We start from the raw sequence: 15,570 nt of genomic DNA, 5'->3' as shown, positions 1-15,570 counted from the left end.
TTTTTGCCTGTTAAACCTTTATATCTTGCCGAGCAACAGCAGGATCAACAGCACCACCAACACCACGCCGATGATACCCGACGGGCCATAACCCCAACTTCTGGAGTGTGGGAAGACCGGTAAGCCACCTATCAGCAGGAGGATCAGAATAATGATTAGAATTGTGCCCATATCTATTTCCTTGTTGGAAGTGTTCTGGAATTACCTGGCGTTTAACGGTCAGCCGGGCTGCTGTAAATCCGGGCTGCTTACAAAATCCGACTGTGGCGAATGAAAGAAAATTCCAAGTTTTTTTAATGTTTTTCGAAGATAGGCTTATTTCGTTTTTTATTGCACAAGTTGGTTGAGGCGCTGCCACGGTTTGCTCGGGCCATTCAGCAATCTGATGGAGCGTGGATCGGGCATGGTCCTTCGCTACACTCGGTACATCTTCCCCGGAACAACAAGGCTGTTTGCTATGCAAAATCGCATGATGATCACTGGCGCGGGCTCGGGCTTGGGTCGCGAAATCGCGCTGCGCTGGGCGCGTGAAGGCTGGCAGCTGGCCTTGTCGGATGTCAGCGAACCCGGTCTTCAGGAAACCCTGAAATTGGTTCGAGAAGCCGGCGGCGACGGTTTTATCCAGCGTTGCGACGTGCGCGATTACAGCCAGCTGACCGCGTTCGCCCAAGCCTGCGACGAGAAATTCGGGGGCATCGATGTCATCGTCAACAACGCCGGCGTTGCCTCGGGCGGGTTTTTCAGTGAACTGTCCCTGGAAGACTGGGACTGGCAGATCGCGATCAACCTGATGGGCGTGGTCAAGGGCTGCAAGGCCTTCCTGCCGCTGCTGGAAAAAAGCCAAGGCAAGATCATCAACATCGCGTCGATGGCCGCCCTGATGCAAGGCCCGGCCATGAGCAACTACAACGTGGCCAAGGCTGGCGTGGTGGCGTTGTCCGAAAGCCTGCTGGTGGAGCTGGCGCAGCAGGAAATCGACGTGCATGTGGTGTGCCCGTCATTCTTCCAGACCAATTTGCTGGACTCCTTCCGTGGCCCGACGCCGGCCATGAAAGCCCAGGTCGGCAAGTTGCTGGAAAGCTCGCCGATCACCGCAACCGACATTGCCGACTACATCTATCAGCACGTTGCCGCCGGCGAATTCATGATCCTGCCTCACGAACAGGGCCGCATGGCCTGGGCGCTCAAGCAGAAGAACCCGCAACTGCTCTACGACGAAATGACCGCCATGGCCGACAAAATGCGCGCCAAGGCCAAACAAACCGCAGGCTGAACTTGCCCGTATGCAATCCCGTCGTTAGGGTGGCCGCCATCGGCCATCCTCGCGAGACGTTTGCATGCTCAATTACCTGTGGTTTTTCCTCGCCGCGCTGTTCGAAATCGCCGGCTGTTTTGCCTTCTGGATGTGGCTGCGCCAGGGGAAAAGTGCCTGGTGGGTCGTGCCCGCGCTGCTCAGTCTGACCTTGTTCGCGCTGCTGCTGACCCGCATCGAAGCGACCTACGCCGGTCGCGCCTATGCCGCTTACGGTGGCATCTACATCATCGCGTCGATCGGCTGGCTGGCGGTGGTCGAGCGGATTCGTCCGCTGGGCTCGGACTGGCTCGGGGTGGCGCTGTGTGTGATCGGGGCCAGCGTCATCCTTTTCGGCCCGCGATTCTCCGCTTCCTGAAGGATCGGTCCTTCATTCAACAGGTTTGTCAGACGTTTCCATAGGAACTGTTCGGAAGGGGCTGTAGGGCGGGACTGATTTGCCGTAATCCCATTGAAGCCCCTCTGAACGCAAGGCATCGTCAGGGTCCGATAACCCTGAAGGACGAATGCCATGCTTGTACTCAGTCGCGTTGTGGGCGAGTTGATTTCCATCGGTGACAACATTTCCGTGCGCGTTCTTGCCGTCAACGGCGGCAGTGTGCGCTTCGGCGTCGAAGCGCCGCAAAACGTCAACGTGCACCGGTCCGAGGTCTACGACCGCATCCAGGTCAAACTGGCGAAAAACAAAGGGCGCTGAGATCTCAGTCGAACAAGTGCTTGGGCACATCGTGTTTGAGCATCAACTGGCATTGTTCGCTTTCCGGGTCGAAGACAATCAGCGCCTGGCCCTTGGTCAATGCCTGGCGAACACGCAGAACACGGGTTTCCAGCGGCGTGTCATCGCCATTGTCCGTACCGTCACGGGTCACGAAATCCTCGATCAGGCGGGTGAGGGTGTCGACTTCAAGTTGGTCATGGGGGATCAGCATAGGCACCTCGGCTAAACAATGGCGCGATGCTACGGCGAATGAGGATTTGCGGCTAGCCTGGGTTTTTGTGTTGTCTGGTCTGACGCCATCGCGAGCAGGCTCACTCCCACAGGTGACCGCGTACTCCTGTGGGAGCGAGCCTGCTCGCGATGGCAATCTTTCAATCACAGCCTATCTCAAGCAAGACTCAGCTTTAGGAGCGCTGCCCCACCAGGCTATCCACCGACGGCACCCGCGTATCGCTTTCCATCTGCGTCTCATGTTCGATCTGATGACTGAACCGGTCCAGCGACCCCTTGGCTGGTTGTGCATCGCTGGCAAATACCGGCGGGCTCAGAATGTAGGCGCCGAGCAGGCGACTGAGCGCAGCGAGGCTGTCGATGTGGGTGCGTTCGTAGCCGTGAGTGGCGTCGCAGCCGAAGGCGAGCAGGGCGGTGCGAATGTCATGCCCGGCAGTGACCGCCGAATGGGCATCGCTGAAGTAATAGCGAAACAGGTCACGGCGCACCGGCAACTCGTTGTCACTGGCCAGGCGCAGCAAATGTCGCGACAGGTGATAGTCGTAAGGCCCGCCGGAATCCTGCATCGCCACGCTCACCGCGTGTTCGCTGGAATGCTGACCCGGTGCGACCGGGGCAATGTCGATGCCGACGAATTCGCTGACGTCCCACGGCAATGCCGCCGCCGCGCCACTACCGGTTTCCTCGGTGATGGTGAACAGCGGATGACAGTCGATCATCAGCTCTTGGCCGCTGTCGACGATCGCTTTGAGCGCCGCCAGCAATGCGGCAACGCCAGCCTTGTCGTCGAGATGACGGGCGCTGATGTGGCCGCTTTCGGTGAACTCCGGTAAAGGGTCGAAGGCGACAAAGTCACCGACGCTGATCCCCAGTGAGTCGCAATCGGCACGCGTGGCGCAATAGGCGTCCAGGCGCAATTCGATGTGATCCCAACTGATCGGCATTTCATCCACGGCGGTATTGAACGCATGCCCGGAAGCCATCAGCGGCAGCACGCTGCCACGGATCACGCCGTTGTCGGTGAACAGGCTGACCCGGCTGCCCTCGGCAAAACGGCTGGACCAGCAACCGACAGGCGCCAGGGTCAGGCGGCCGTTGTCCTTGATCGCGCGAACCGCTGCGCCGATGGTGTCGAGGTGAGCGGAGACCGCGCGGTCGGGACTGTTCTTCTTGCCCTTGAGGGTGGCGCGGATAGTGCCGCGGCGGGTCATCTCAAAGGGAATACCCAGCTCTTCAAGCCGCTCGGCGACGTAACGCACGATGGTGTCGGTGAACCCGGTCGGGCTGGGAATGGCGAGCATTTCCAGCAGGACTTTTTGCAGGTAGTTCAGATCCGGTTCGGGAATGTTGCTGGTCATGGAAACTCCTGATGAGTTAAGCGTTGATCGTTCCCACGCTCCGCGTGGGAATGCCTCACTGGACGCTCCGCGTCCGCTTTTGGGACGCAGAGCGTCCCTGGCTGCATTCCCACGCAGAGCGTGGGAACGATCAGGAAGGGGGGGCTAAGCCGCCGGCTGACTGTGCGGAAACAACAAATCCACAAACCGCTCGGCCGTCGGCTGCGGTTCGTGGTTGGCCAGTCCGGCGCGCTCATTGGCTTCGATAAACACATACTCCGGTTGATCGGCGGCAGGCACCATCAGGTCGAGCCCGACCATTGGAATGTCCAGCGCCCGCGCCGCGCGCACCGCCGCATCCACCAAGGTTGGATGCAGGATCGCCGTCACATCCTCAAGAATCCCGCCGGTATGAAGGTTCGCCGTACGCCGTACGAACAGATGCTCGCCCGCCGGCAGAATGCTGCTGTAGTCAAAACCCGCCGCCTTCAAGGTGCGCTCGGTTTCGTGATCCAGCGGGATTTTGCTTTCACCGCTGGTAGCCGCCTGGCGACGCCGGCTCTGCGCTTCGATCAGCGCACCGATGGAATGCTGACCATCACCGACCACTTCTGCCGGACGACGAATCGCCGCGGCGACCACCTCAAAACCGATCACCACAATCCGCAAGTCGAGGCCTTCGTGGAAACTCTCCAGCAGCACGCGACTGTCGAACTGGCGGGCGGATTCGATGGCTTGCTGGACCTCTTCGATGCTCCGTAAATCCACCGCGACGCCTTGGCCTTGTTCGCCATCCAGCGGTTTGACCACGACCCGTTCGTGCTCGTCGAGAAACGCCAGGTTGTCGTCGGCATTACCGGCCAGTTGCTGCGACGGCAGGTTCAGCCCGGCGGCCTTGAGCACTTTGTGCGTCAGGCTTTTGTCCTGGCACAACGTCATGCTGATAGCGCTTGTCAGGTCGCTGAGGGATTCACGGCAACGTACGCGGCGACTGCCATGGATCAAGGTGAACAGGCCGGCATCGGCGTCATCGACTTGCACTTCGATGCCGCGACGGTGCGCTTCCTCGACGATGATCCGTGCATAAGGATTGAACTCGGCTTCGGGACCCGGGCCGAGAAACAACGGCTGATTGATGCAGTTCTTGCGCTTGATCGCGAAGGTCGACAGGTTGCGAAACCCCAGCTTGGCGTAAAGGCTCTTCGCCTGCCGGTTGTCGTGCAGCACTGACAGGTCCAGGTAACTCAGCCCACGGCTCATGAAGTGTTCGATCAAATGTCGCACCAGCACTTCACCGACACCCGGACGCGAACATTGCGGATCGACCGCCAGGCACCAAAGGCTGCTGCCATTTTCCGGATCGTTGAACGCCGTGTGGTGATTGAGACCCATGACGCTGCCGATGATCGCACCGCTGTCCTCATCTTCGGCCAGCCAATAGACGGGCCCGCCCTGATGACGCGGCGTCAGCAGGCTCGCATCGATCGGCAGCATGCCGCGCAACAGATACAGCTGATTGATCGCCTGCCAGTCCGCGTCGCTCTGGGCCCGGCGAATGCGAAAGCCGCGAAATACCCGAGTCGACTGGCGGTAATCGCTGAACCACAGGCGCAAGGTGTCGGACGGGTCGAGAAACAACTGGGCCGGTTCCAGCCCCAGCACTTGCTGAGGCGCAGCCACGTACAGGGCGATGTCGCGTTCACCGGTGTGCTCGTTGAGCAGTTCTTGGGCCAGGCTCGCCGCATCCGGGAAGGTATGGCCGATCAGCAACCGGCCCCAACCGCAATGCACGGCGATCGGTGCAGCGCCCAATTCACTGCCGTCTTCGGCCAGGCGCGCCTGCAAGCGTTCGTAAGAGGGCGTCTGACCGCGCAACAAGCGTTGGCTGTAGGCCGTAGCGTGGGGCTTCATCGATCAGATTCCTTGTTCGCTGAGCCACAGGTTCAGCGCCGCCAATTGCCACAGCTTGGAACCGCGCAACGGGGTCAATTGACCTTGTGGATCGGTCAGCAGACGGTCGAGCATCGCCGGGTTGAACAGGCCGCGATCCTGACTCGGATCGAGCAGCAGTTCGCGCACCCAGTTCAGCGTATCGCCTTGCAAATGCTTCAGGCCGGGGACCGGGAAGTAGCCTTTCTTGCGATCGATCACTTCACTCGGAATCACCAGCCGCGCCGCTTCTTTCAAGACCTGCTTGCCGCCATCGGGCAGTTTGAATTTGCCCGGCACGCGCGCCGACAATTCCACCAGGCGATAGTCGAGAAACGGTGTGCGCGCTTCCAGGCCCCAGGCCATGGTCATGTTGTCGACGCGTTTGACCGGGTCGTCCACCAGCATGATCGTGCTGTCCAGGCGCAGGGCTTTGTCCACCGCGGCATCGGCGCCGGGTTGTGCGAAATGTTCCTTCACGAAGTCACCAGCAGCGTCATTCGCTGTCAGCCATTTCGGCTGCACGGTGGCGGCGTAGTCGTCGTAGCTGCGGTCGAAAAAGGCATCGCGATAGGCGGTGTACGGATCTTCGGCGCCGTCGACTTGTGGATACCAGTGATACCCGGCGAACAACTCGTCCGCGCCTTGGCCGCTCTGCACCACTTTGCAGTGCTTGGCCACTTCACGGGACAGCAGATAGAACGCGATGCAGTCATGGCTGACCATCGGTTCGCTCATGGCGCGGAACGCCGCGGGCAATTGCTCGATGATTTCTTTTTCGGCGATGCGCAATTGGTGATGCTGGGTGCCGTAATGCTTGGCGATCAGGTCCGAATACTGGAACTCGTCGCCGCGCTCGCCGCCGGCATCCTGGAAACCGATGGAGAAGGTCGACAGGTTTTCCACGCCGACTTCACGCAACAGGCCGACCAGCAGGCTCGAATCGACACCGCCCGACAGCAGCACACCGACGTCGACTGCCGCACGTTGACGGATCGCCACCGCGTCACGGGTACTGTCGAGTACACGGTCACGCCAGTCTTCGAGTGTCAGATTCATCTCGTCGGCGTGTGGGCCGTAGGGCAGCGTCCACCAGGTTTTCTGCTCGGTGGTGCCGTCCGATTCGATGCGCATCCAGGTCGCCGGTGGCAGTTTTTCGATGCCGGCCAGCAAGGTGCGCGGTGCCGGGACCACGGCGTGGAAATTCAGATAATGATTGAGTGCCACCGGGTCGAGGATCGGGTTGATGTCGCCGCCCTTGAGCAACGCCGGCAGTGTCGAGGCAAAGCGCAGGCGCTGGCCGGTGCGCGACAGGTACAGCGGCTTCACGCCGAGACGGTCGCGGGCGATGAACAGGCGTTGGGCATCGCGCTCCCAGATGGCGAAGGCGAACATGCCGTTGAGTTTGGGTAGCAGTGCTTCGCCCCAGGCGTGATAACCCTTGAGCAGCACTTCGGTGTCACCACCGGAATAGAACGCATAACCGAGGCTTTCAAGCTCGGTGCGCAGTTCCGGGAAGTTGTAGATCGCGCCGTTGAAGGCCAGGGACAAGCCCAGTTGGTTGTCGATCATCGGCTGCGCCGAGCCGTCCGACAGGTCCATGATTTTCAGGCGACGATGGCCCAGGGCAATCGGCCCCTGGCTGTGGAAGCCCCATGCGTCAGGGCCGCGTGGGGCCAGGTGATGGGTGATTCGTTCAACGGCCGCGAGGTCCGCAGGTTGATGATCAAAGCGTAACTCGCCAGCTAATCCGCACATAAATTCCTTACCGGTTTTTCCGTTGGGGAGGGTCAATCGATACCGCGCCAAAAACGGCGGGTACTCAGAAACTGACCCGGCTGAATCCCCGGAGTTTTAGACCGATAAGTTATAAGGCGCGGCGTCAGACTTTTCCGCGGACCAATTGGCGCACGGCAAAACGGTTGGGATGGCAGGCTTCGGCAACCATTCTGGGCAGGGGCAGCGGTTCGTTTTCGATCCATGCCGCGAGCAATTCACCCGACAGCGGCGCGGTGATCAAGCCGCGAGAACCGTGGCCGCTGTTGACGTAAAAACCCTCAAGCCAGGGGCAGGGAATGTCCGGTACTTGCCGGGCATCCTTGCTCAGTACGGCGTAGGCATCGGCGAAGGCTGCTGATTCGGCCAGCGGGCCAACGATCGGCAGGTAGTCCGGGCTGGTGCAGCGGAACGCGGCGCGTCCTTCAAGCAGTTGCGGGTCCAATTCCTGTGCATGCAGCCGCCTGGCCAGGTCGGGGGAAATTTCCTCCAGCAAAGCCAGGTTGCCGAGGTGTTCGGCGAGGGTCGGGGTCAGGTCGTCGCTCTTGAAGTCGAAGCTGGCGCCGAGGGTGTGTTCGCCCAGTCGAGCCGGTGCCACATAGCCTTCGGCGCAGACGACGGTGGCCAGGCTCTGGCTTTCCGGTGTTTGCGCCAACCGAGTGATCTGGCCACGAATGCGTTTGAGGGGCAGCTCGGCGCTTTGAGGGAAGCGCTTGATTTCTGCGGCGCCGGCCAGGATCACCACGGGGGCACTGGCCAGCAAATCATCACCGTCCCAGGCCTGCCATTGATCATCAACCTTGCGCAGCTCCAGGACATCGCGATGGGGCAGCCACTGGATGTTCGCCGAAGATGCTTGCCAATGGCACAACGCCGGCGGGTGAACCCAGCCGCCCTCCGGGAAAAATAATCCGCCGTGCTCCAGGGCGATCCCGGCCTGAGCCTGGGCTTGCGGTTGATCGAGCAAGTGCACCAGGTCTGGCGAAAAGGCGGCGGCCAATTGCGCCTGGCGTTCGGCTTCCTTGGCATTGAAGGCCAGTTGCAAGACCCCGCAATCGTCCCAGTCGACGCCCCGTTGCAGCTGTTCGAGCGAGCGTCGGGTGTGACCGAATCCACTGACAATCAATTGCGACAACGCGGTGCCATGGGCCGAAAGCTTGAGATAAAGCACGCCCTGTGGATTGCCCGAGGCTTCTTGCGCCAGCGCATCGTGACGTTCCAGCAGGCTGACTTGCCAACCCCGCGCGGCGAGACTGGCGGCCGTGGCGCAACCGGCCAGGCCGGCGCCAATCACCAGTGCCCGACGTTCGCCGGTCAATGGCGTCGGACGTGCGAACCATGGTTTGACTGCGGCGGGCGCCGGGACTTCTTCCGGCCAGCCAAGAAAAACGCCCCGCAGGATCTCCCATTTGTGGCCGATGCCGGGCGTGCGCTTCATCTTGAAGCCTGCGGCATTCAACAGGCGGCGAACCCAACCGGTGCTGGTGAAGGTGCTGATGGTCGAGCCGGGGGCCGCCAGACGTGCCAGTTCGGCGAACAGCTCGGCGGTCCACATGTCGGGGTTTTTCGCCGGGGCAAAACCGTCGAGAAACCAGGCGTCGATCTGCGCGTCGAGTTGTGGCAATTGTTCCAGCGCATCGCCGATCAGCAGGGTCAGGGTCACACGGCCGTTGTCCAGCACCAGGCGCTGGAAGCCTGGGTGGATCGCGACGTACTGCGTCAGCAACTGATCGGCAAATGGCTTGAGCTCCGGCCACAAGGCCAGGGCGCGCTGCAGGTCGGGCAGGCTCAGCGGGTACTTTTCGACACTGACAAAATGCAGTCGCGCCCCCGCCACCGCGTGCTGTTCGAACAACTGCCAGGCGCAAAGGAAATTCAGCCCGGTGCCGAAACCGGTCTCGCCAATCACCAGTCGACCGCTCGCCGGCAGCGCGGCAAAGCGTTCACGCAAAGCGTTCTGTTCGAGGAACACGTAGCGGGTTTCGTCCAGCCCCGACAGGTCGGAGAAATACACATCATCGAACACCCGCGAACGCGGGAGCCCTTGGTCGTCCCAGTCGAGCTGGGCGTGGGGCAATACAGGTTTCATGGCAGGCTCGGCAACGGCAAGGCGGCCATTCTAGCCGATCGCCGGGGTGGTGCTTGATCCATGGCAACGCATGCGCTCGCAGATTCGCTGAAAATCTGTAGCAGCTGCCGAAGGCTGCGTTCGATCGCGCAGCGGTCGCAAAAACAGCCGATGCATTTTTCAGGTAAAACGTGAATTCAGGATTTACGACCGCTGCGCGATCGAACGCAGCCTTCGGCAGCTGCTACAGGAAACGTCGTTGCTGGGAAGTCAGGGATTTCTCCTGCGGAAACCACTCAATCCGCTAGTCTTGCTCAATCTGGAAAGGGAGCCATCCATGTTCGAATCCGCCGAAATCGGTCACGCCATCGACAAAGAAACCTACGAAGCCGAAGAACCAGCCCTGCGTGAAGCCCTGCTCGAAGCGCAGTTCGAACTGCACCAGCAACGCCGCTTCCCGGTAATCATTCTGATCAATGGCATCGAAGGCGCCGGCAAGGGCGAGACGGTCAAGTTGCTCAACGAATGGATGGACCCACGCTTGATCGAGGTCCGCACGTTCGATCAGCAGACCGACGAAGAGCTGGCGCGGCCACCGGCCTGGCGCTACTGGCGGATGCTTCCGGCCAAGGGCCGCATGGGGATTTTCTTCGGCAACTGGTACAGCCAGATGCTGCAAGGCCGGGTGCATGGCTTGTTCAAGGACCCGGTGCTGGATCAGGTCATCAATCAGTCCGAGCGCTTTGAAAAAATGCTCTGCGACGAAGGCGCGCTGATCTTCAAGTTCTGGTTCCACCTCTCCAAGAAGCAAATGAAGGCGCGGCTCAAGGCCCTGGCGGATGACCCGCTGCACAGTTGGCGCATCAGTCCGCTGGACTGGCAGCAATCGCAAACCTACGACAAGTTCGTGAAATACGGCGAACGCGTGTTGCGCCGTACCAGCCGCGACTATGCGCCCTGGCATGTGATCGAAGGGGTGGACCCGCATTACCGCAGCCTGGCGGTGGGCAAGATCCTGCTCGAAGGCCTGCAAAGCGCCCTGAAGCGACACAAGGTCCATCCTTCCAAGGTCAATGCCGCGCCGTTGCCGATCCATGTCGATCAACTGAGCCTGCTCGACAGCCTGGATTTGACCCTGCGCCTGGACAAGGACGATTACGAAGAACAATTGATTACCGAACAGGCACGATTCTCCGGCCTGATGCGCGACAAACGCATGCGTCGGCATGCCTTGGTGGCGGTGTTCGAGGGCAATGACGCGGCCGGCAAGGGTGGGGCGATCCGCCGGGTTGCCGCGGCCCTCGATCCGCGTCAGTACAACATCGTGCCGATTGCCGCGCCCACTGAAGAGGAACGGGCGCAGCCTTATCTGTGGCGGTTCTGGCGGCACATCCCGGCCAAGGGCAAGTTCACGGTGTTCGATCGTTCGTGGTACGGGCGCGTGCTGGTGGAACGCGTCGAGGGCTACTGCCCACCGGCTGACTGGTTGCGGGCCTACAGTGAAATCAATGATTTTGAAGAACTGATCGCCGAGGCCGGGGTGATCGTGGTCAAGTTCTGGCTGGCCATCGACAAGCAGACGCAACTGGAGCGCTTCCAGGCGCGGGAAGAGATTCCCTTCAAGCGTTTCAAGATCACCGAAGATGACTGGCGCAATCGTGACAAATGGGACGCCTACCGCGCGGCGGTCGGTGACATGGTCGATCGCACCAGCACCGAGATCTCGCCCTGGACACTGATAGAAGCCAATGACAAGCGCTGGGCGCGGGTCAAAGTCCTGCGCACCATCAATCTGGCGCTGGAAGAAGCGTTCGAAAAGTCCGACAAACACAACAGGAAAGCGCAACAGCACAAGAAGTGAACGATGGTTACGCATACACAGGGTGAATGATTGTCGCGGTCGGTAATGCAGTGGACTTATGCTCGGTCCACTCCCAACCGACAACAACAATGAGGTATGCCATGCGTGAAGTGGTGATCGTCGACAGTGTGCGGACCGGCCTGGCCAAATCCTTTCGCGGCAAGTTCAACATGACCCGCCCGGACGACATGGCGGCCCATTGCGTCAATGCGCTGCTGGCGCGTTCGGGCATCGACCCGGCCAGTGTCGAGGATTGCATCGTCGGTGCCGGTTCCAATGAAGGTGGCCAGGGCTTCAACATCGGACGCAACATCGCGGTGCTGTCGCGCCTGGGCACCGGCACTGCCGGCATGACCCTCAACCGTTTTTGCTCGTCGGGCTTGCAGGCGATCGCCATCGCCGCCAACCAGATCGCCTCGGGTTGCAGCGACATCATCGTCGCCGGTGGCGTCGAGTCCATCAGCCTGACCATGAAAAGCATCAACACCGACAACCTGATCAACCCGCTGCTGAAAGAGCAGGTGCCGGGCATTTATTTCCCGATGGGCCAGACCGCCGAAATCGTCGCTCGTCGTTACAACGTCAGCCGCGAAGAACAGGATCTGTACGCGCTGCAAAGTCAGCGACGTACCGCTCAGGCTCAGGCCGATCGATTGTTTGACGATGAAATCGTGCCGATGGCGGTGAAGTATCGGGTTGAAGACAAGGCCACCGGTCAGGTGCAGATCCTTGACGGCATCGTCGACCACGATGACTGCAACCGCCCGGGTACCACCCTGGAAAGCCTGGCGGGATTGAAACCGGTGTTTGCCGAAGACGGTTCGGTGACGGCGGGCAACTCTTCGCAGCTGTCCGATGGCGCGTCGATGACGCTGGTGATGAGCCTGGAAAAAGCACTGGAACTGGGGTTGAAACCGAAGGCGTTCTTCCGTGGTTTCACCGTGGCCGGTTGCGAGCCGGATGAAATGGGCATCGGCCCGGTTTTTTCAGTGCCGAAGTTGCTCAAGGCCAAGGGTTTGCGAATTGGCGACATAGATCTGTGGGAACTCAACGAAGCGTTTGCGTCCCAGTGCCTGTACAGCCGCATTCGGTTGGAGATCGATAACGACAAGTACAACGTCAATGGCGGCTCGATTTCCATCGGCCATCCGTTCGGCATGACCGGCTCGCGTCAGGTCGGGCATCTGGTGCGTGAATTGCAGCGCCGCAATGTGCGTTACGGTATCGTCACCATGTGTGTGGGGGGCGGGATGGGGGCGACCGGGTTGTTTGAAGCAGTGCGTTAAGACTGCAAGATTTGTGTTGCCTGGTTAGCCGCCATCGCGAGCAGGCTCACTCCCACAGGGATCTGGTGTGACATAGATCCAATGTGGGAGTGAGCCTGCTCGCGATGGCCGCGCCGCGGTCTACAGGCTCATCCGCAAAAGCAGCATCCGCTCAATGTAAGCCTGTACCTCGCGCGCCAACTTCTCCGGATTTTCAAACGGCCCCTCCAGGGTGTTTTCCCGGGTGCTGAAATACAAATCCCCATTCACACGACACACCCGGTCACAGCGAAAGTGAGTGGCGGGGGCATTGTCCTGGGCGCGTTTGCCGTACATGGCGATCTCCTGGGGAATGTTCCTGTTGGCGAATTCCATGAGCTTATGCATGAACCACTTGCGACGCCTGGCCAGCCGATCGACGGCATAGCGCCAATTTAATGGTGCGACCTGCACAGTTTCATTCGCGGCCCGCCCCCAACTGTCCCTGTGTACCGAACAGGTCTGAGCCTAGAATGACGGTTCTCGCCACTTGGCTTCGGGGTTCGCAATGCACATTTCATCGGGTCGCTGGGTTTACGGTCTGTTCCTGGCCTTGGTGACCGCGCTGTTGTGGGGAATCCTGCCGATCAAACTCAAGCAAGTGCTGCTGGTGATGGACCCGGTGACGGTGACCTGGTTTCGCCTGATCGTATCCGGCGGCTGCCTGTTCATTTATCTGGCGGCGACCAAGCGCCTGCCGAGCCGCAAGGTGCTCGGGCCGCGTGGTGGCTGGTTGGTGTTGATGGCGGTGCTCGGCCTGGTGGGCAACTACGTGCTGTACCTGATGGGCCTGAACCTGCTCAGCCCCGGCACCGCGCAACTGGTGGTGCAGATGGGGCCGATTATGTTGCTGATCGCCAGTCTGTTTGTGTTCAAGGAACGGTTCAGCGTGGGGCAGGGGATTGGCCTGCTGGTGCTGCTAATCGGCTTTGCCCTGTTTTTCAATCAGCGGCTGGCCGAATTGCTGACCTCGCTGACCGATTACACCGCCGGCGTGCTGCTGGTGTTATTGGCGTCCACGGTCTGGACGTTTTACGCCTTGGGCCAGAAGCAACTGCTCACGGTATGGAATTCGCTGCAGGTGATGATGGTAATCTATCTGTTCTGCGCGTTGTTGCTGACGCCGTGGGTGCACCCGCTGGAAGCGCTGCAACTGAGCCCGCTGCAAGGCTGGCTGCTGCTGGCGTGCTGCATGAACACCCTGATCGCCTATGGCGCCTTTGCCGAAGCCCTGGCGCATTGGGAGGCATCGCGGGTCAGTGCGACGCTGGCGATCACGCCGTTGGTGACATTCGCTGCGGTGGCCGTGGCGGCGTGGATGTGGCCGGAGTATGTGCATGCCGAGACGATCAATGGTCTGGGGTATGGCGGGGCGGTGCTGGTGGTGCTGGGGTCGGCGCTGGTGGCGTTGGGGCCGTCGCTGATTGCGGGGCTCAGGGCTCGAAAGGCCCGAATAGCGGTCGGATGATCGTTCCCACGCTCTGCGTGGGAATGCCTCAATGGACGCTCCGCGTCCGCTTCGGCAGGGACGCGGAGCGTCCCGGGCTGCATTCCCACGCGGAGCGTGGGAACGATCAGTCAGGTCAGCCTTTGGCACCCGCCTCGAGCATATTCTCCGGCCTTACCCACGCATCAAACTCTTCATCCGTCAGATACCCCAACTGCAACGCCGCCTCACGTAAGGTCAGCCCTTCTGCGTAAGCCTTCTTGGCGATTTCCGCCGATTTGTCATAGCCAATGTGCGGATTCAGCGCCGTCACCAACATCAATCCACGCTCCAAATGCTCAGCCATTTTCTCTGCATCCGGTTCCAGGCCGGCGATGCAATGCTGCTGGAAGTTGCTGCATCCATCGCCAAGCAGGCGGATCGATTGCAGCAGGTTGTGGATGATCACCGGTTTGAACACGTTCAGTTGCAGGTGCCCCTGGCTCGCGGCAAACCCGATGGCGACGTCGTTGCCCAATACCTGGCACGCCAGCATCGACAGGGCTTCGCACTGAGTCGGATTGACCTTGCCCGGCATGATCGAGCTGCCCGGTTCGTTGGCCGGCAATTTCACTTCGGCAAAGCCTGCTCGCGGTCCGGAGCCCAGCAGGCGCAGGTCGTTGGCGATTTTCATCAGGGTCACGGCGAGGGTTTTCAGCGCGCCGGACAGCGTGGTCAACGGCTCATGGCCAGCCAGGGCCGCAAACTTGTTGGGTGCGGTGACGAACGGCAGGCCGGAGAGGGCGGCCAGTTCGGCAGCGATGGCTTCGCCAAAACCGTGGGGCGAATTCAGCCCGGTGCCGACTGCGGTGCCGCCCTGGGCCAGTTCACAGACGGCGGGCAGCGCACTGCGAATCGCCCGCTCGGCGTAATCCAGTTGCGCGATGAAGGCTGACAGTTCCTGGCCGAAGGTGATCGGCGTCGCGTCCATCATGTGGGTGCGGCCGGTCTTGACCAGTTTCATGTGTCGCGCAGACAGCTCGGCCAATCCGCCCGACAGTTCGTTGATCGCCGGCAACAAATGCTGTTGCACCGCCTGGGCGGCCGCGATGTGCATGGCGGTCGGGAAGCAGTCGTTGGAACTCTGGGAGCGGTTGACGTGATCGTTAGGGTGAACCGGCGACTTGCCGCCGCGAGCATTACCGGCCAGTTCGTTGGCGCGACCGGCGATCACTTCGTTGACGTTCATATTGCTCTGGGTGCCGCTGCCGGTCTGCCAGACCACCAGCGGGAACTGGTCGTCATGGCTGCCGTCGAGCACTTCGTCGGCGGCCTGTTCGATCAGCCGGGCGATGTCGGCGGGCAGGTCACCATTGCGGTCATTGACCCGCGCCGCGGCTTTCTTGATCAGCGCCAGGGCATGCAGCACCGCCAGCGGCATTTTTTCGTTGCCGATGGCGAAGTTAATCAGCGAGCGTTGCGTCTGAGCGCCCCAGTAGGCTTCATCCGGGACTTCAACCTGGCCAAGGCTGTCGGTTTCGATACGGCTCATCATGCACACTCCTGTAGGTCGATAGCGCAGTTTAGGCCGTGATCGCCGGCCGTGGT

The 15,570-nt window shown here is 60.7% G+C and carries 14 protein-coding genes; 6 read left to right on the top strand and 8 right to left on the bottom strand.

The annotated features are described in order from the left end of the window. Positions 1–18 precede the first annotated feature (18 nt). The gene (locus ACQ4OB_RS19685) at positions 19–177 is read right to left on the bottom strand and encodes a DUF3309 family protein (protein ID WP_173860449.1); all 159 of its coding nucleotides are present in this window, start codon (positions 175–177) and stop codon (positions 19–21) included. 280 nt (positions 178–457) lie between these two features. Between ACQ4OB_RS19685 and ACQ4OB_RS19680 the strand changes: the two genes are divergently transcribed. The 3 genes from ACQ4OB_RS19680 to csrA all read left to right on the top strand — a co-directional run bounded on the left by ACQ4OB_RS19680 (position 458) and on the right by csrA (position 2,009). Then, positions 458–1,273 (top strand): SDR family oxidoreductase, encoded by an 816-nt coding sequence (locus ACQ4OB_RS19680; RefSeq protein WP_074878906.1) that lies wholly within the window; start codon positions 458–460, stop codon positions 1,271–1,273. 64 nt (positions 1,274–1,337) lie between these two features. Further along, complete coding sequence (locus tag ACQ4OB_RS19675) at positions 1,338–1,670, top strand: YnfA family protein (protein ID WP_074878904.1); 333 nt, start codon at positions 1,338–1,340, stop codon at positions 1,668–1,670. Between the two features lie 153 nt (positions 1,671–1,823). After that, the gene (gene csrA, locus ACQ4OB_RS19670) at positions 1,824–2,009 is read left to right on the top strand and encodes a carbon storage regulator CsrA (protein ID WP_074878902.1); all 186 of its coding nucleotides are present in this window, start codon (positions 1,824–1,826) and stop codon (positions 2,007–2,009) included. Positions 2,010–2,013: 4 nt separating this feature from the next. Here csrA and ACQ4OB_RS19665 read toward each other — a convergent pair whose 3' ends face one another. The 5 genes from ACQ4OB_RS19665 to mnmC all read right to left on the bottom strand — a co-directional run bounded on the left by ACQ4OB_RS19665 (position 2,014) and on the right by mnmC (position 9,392). Further along, on the bottom strand, positions 2,014–2,241 hold the full coding sequence (locus ACQ4OB_RS19665) for a YheU family protein (RefSeq protein ID WP_003199186.1): 228 nt from the start codon (positions 2,239–2,241) through the stop codon (positions 2,014–2,016). Between the two features lie 193 nt (positions 2,242–2,434). Next, on the bottom strand, positions 2,435–3,619 hold the full coding sequence (locus ACQ4OB_RS19660; RefSeq protein WP_430956291.1) for an osmoprotectant NAGGN system M42 family peptidase: 1,185 nt from the start codon (positions 3,617–3,619) through the stop codon (positions 2,435–2,437). 144 nt (positions 3,620–3,763) lie between these two features. Further along, positions 3,764–5,509: an N-acetylglutaminylglutamine synthetase gene (gene ngg, locus ACQ4OB_RS19655; RefSeq protein ID WP_430956290.1), complete on the bottom strand. Its 1,746-nt coding sequence runs from the start codon at positions 5,507–5,509 to the stop codon at positions 3,764–3,766. Between the two features lie 3 nt (positions 5,510–5,512). Continuing rightward, positions 5,513–7,285: an N-acetylglutaminylglutamine amidotransferase gene (locus ACQ4OB_RS19650; protein ID WP_430956289.1), complete on the bottom strand. Its 1,773-nt coding sequence runs from the start codon at positions 7,283–7,285 to the stop codon at positions 5,513–5,515. Between the two features lie 124 nt (positions 7,286–7,409). Beyond that, entirely contained in the window at positions 7,410–9,392 is a 1,983-nt protein-coding gene (gene mnmC, locus ACQ4OB_RS19645) for a bifunctional tRNA (5-methylaminomethyl-2-thiouridine)(34)-methyltransferase MnmD/FAD-dependent 5-carboxymethylaminomethyl-2-thiouridine(34) oxidoreductase MnmC (RefSeq protein ID WP_430956288.1), read from the bottom strand. A 316-nt stretch (positions 9,393–9,708) separates the two neighbouring features. On the opposite strand from mnmC, the gene pap reads away from it, so the two are divergent. Both pap and ACQ4OB_RS19635 read left to right on the top strand, forming a co-directional pair. Next, positions 9,709–11,232 (top strand): polyphosphate:AMP phosphotransferase, encoded by a 1,524-nt coding sequence (pap, locus tag ACQ4OB_RS19640; protein ID WP_074878892.1) that lies wholly within the window; start codon positions 9,709–9,711, stop codon positions 11,230–11,232. 101 nt (positions 11,233–11,333) lie between these two features. Further along, complete coding sequence (locus ACQ4OB_RS19635) at positions 11,334–12,518, top strand: thiolase family protein (protein ID WP_074878890.1); 1,185 nt, start codon at positions 11,334–11,336, stop codon at positions 12,516–12,518. Between the two features lie 120 nt (positions 12,519–12,638). On the opposite strand, the gene ACQ4OB_RS19630 is transcribed toward ACQ4OB_RS19635, so the two are convergent. After that, the gene (locus ACQ4OB_RS19630; RefSeq protein ID WP_033055288.1) at positions 12,639–12,833 is read right to left on the bottom strand and encodes a DUF6316 family protein; all 195 of its coding nucleotides are present in this window, start codon (positions 12,831–12,833) and stop codon (positions 12,639–12,641) included. 211 nt (positions 12,834–13,044) lie between these two features. Between ACQ4OB_RS19630 and ACQ4OB_RS19625 the strand changes: the two genes are divergently transcribed. Continuing rightward, complete coding sequence (locus tag ACQ4OB_RS19625; protein WP_074878888.1) at positions 13,045–14,004, top strand: DMT family transporter; 960 nt, start codon at positions 13,045–13,047, stop codon at positions 14,002–14,004. Between the two features lie 115 nt (positions 14,005–14,119). Here ACQ4OB_RS19625 and ACQ4OB_RS19620 read toward each other — a convergent pair whose 3' ends face one another. Further along, the gene (locus ACQ4OB_RS19620) at positions 14,120–15,514 is read right to left on the bottom strand and encodes a class II fumarate hydratase (protein ID WP_430956287.1); all 1,395 of its coding nucleotides are present in this window, start codon (positions 15,512–15,514) and stop codon (positions 14,120–14,122) included. Between the last annotated feature and the right edge of the window lie 56 nt (positions 15,515–15,570).

The organism is Pseudomonas sp. ES4, assembly GCF_050586665.1.
GTDB lineage: Bacteria > Pseudomonadota > Gammaproteobacteria > Pseudomonadales > Pseudomonadaceae > Aquipseudomonas > Aquipseudomonas frederiksbergensis.
This window is presented reverse-complemented; position numbering and strand designations above follow the sequence as displayed.

Bases quoted from the DNA above. Each gene is read 5' to 3' on its own strand.
- ACQ4OB_RS19680 (WP_074878906.1), top strand. From the start codon at position 458: ATGCAAAATCGCATGATGATCACTGGCGCGGGCTCGGGCTTGGGTCGC.
- ACQ4OB_RS19675 (WP_074878904.1), top strand. From the start codon at position 1,338: ATGCTCAATTACCTGTGGTTTTTCCTCGCCGCGCTGTTCGAAATCGCC.
- csrA (WP_074878902.1), top strand. From the start codon at position 1,824: ATGCTTGTACTCAGTCGCGTTGTGGGCGAGTTGATTTCCATCGGTGAC.
- ACQ4OB_RS19665 (WP_003199186.1), bottom strand. From the start codon at position 2,241: ATGCTGATCCCCCATGACCAACTTGAAGTCGACACCCTCACCCGCCTG.
- ACQ4OB_RS19660 (WP_430956291.1), bottom strand. From the start codon at position 3,619: ATGACCAGCAACATTCCCGAACCGGATCTGAACTACCTGCAAAAAGTC.
- ngg (WP_430956290.1), bottom strand. From the start codon at position 5,509: ATGAAGCCCCACGCTACGGCCTACAGCCAACGCTTGTTGCGCGGTCAG.
- ACQ4OB_RS19650 (WP_430956289.1), bottom strand. From the start codon at position 7,285: ATGTGCGGATTAGCTGGCGAGTTACGCTTTGATCATCAACCTGCGGAC.
- mnmC (WP_430956288.1), bottom strand. From the start codon at position 9,392: ATGAAACCTGTATTGCCCCACGCCCAGCTCGACTGGGACGACCAAGGG.
- pap (WP_074878892.1), top strand. From the start codon at position 9,709: ATGTTCGAATCCGCCGAAATCGGTCACGCCATCGACAAAGAAACCTAC.
- ACQ4OB_RS19635 (WP_074878890.1), top strand. From the start codon at position 11,334: ATGCGTGAAGTGGTGATCGTCGACAGTGTGCGGACCGGCCTGGCCAAA.
- ACQ4OB_RS19630 (WP_033055288.1), bottom strand. From the start codon at position 12,833: ATGTACGGCAAACGCGCCCAGGACAATGCCCCCGCCACTCACTTTCGC.
- ACQ4OB_RS19625 (WP_074878888.1), top strand. From the start codon at position 13,045: ATGCACATTTCATCGGGTCGCTGGGTTTACGGTCTGTTCCTGGCCTTG.
- ACQ4OB_RS19620 (WP_430956287.1), bottom strand. From the start codon at position 15,514: ATGAGCCGTATCGAAACCGACAGCCTTGGCCAGGTTGAAGTCCCGGAT.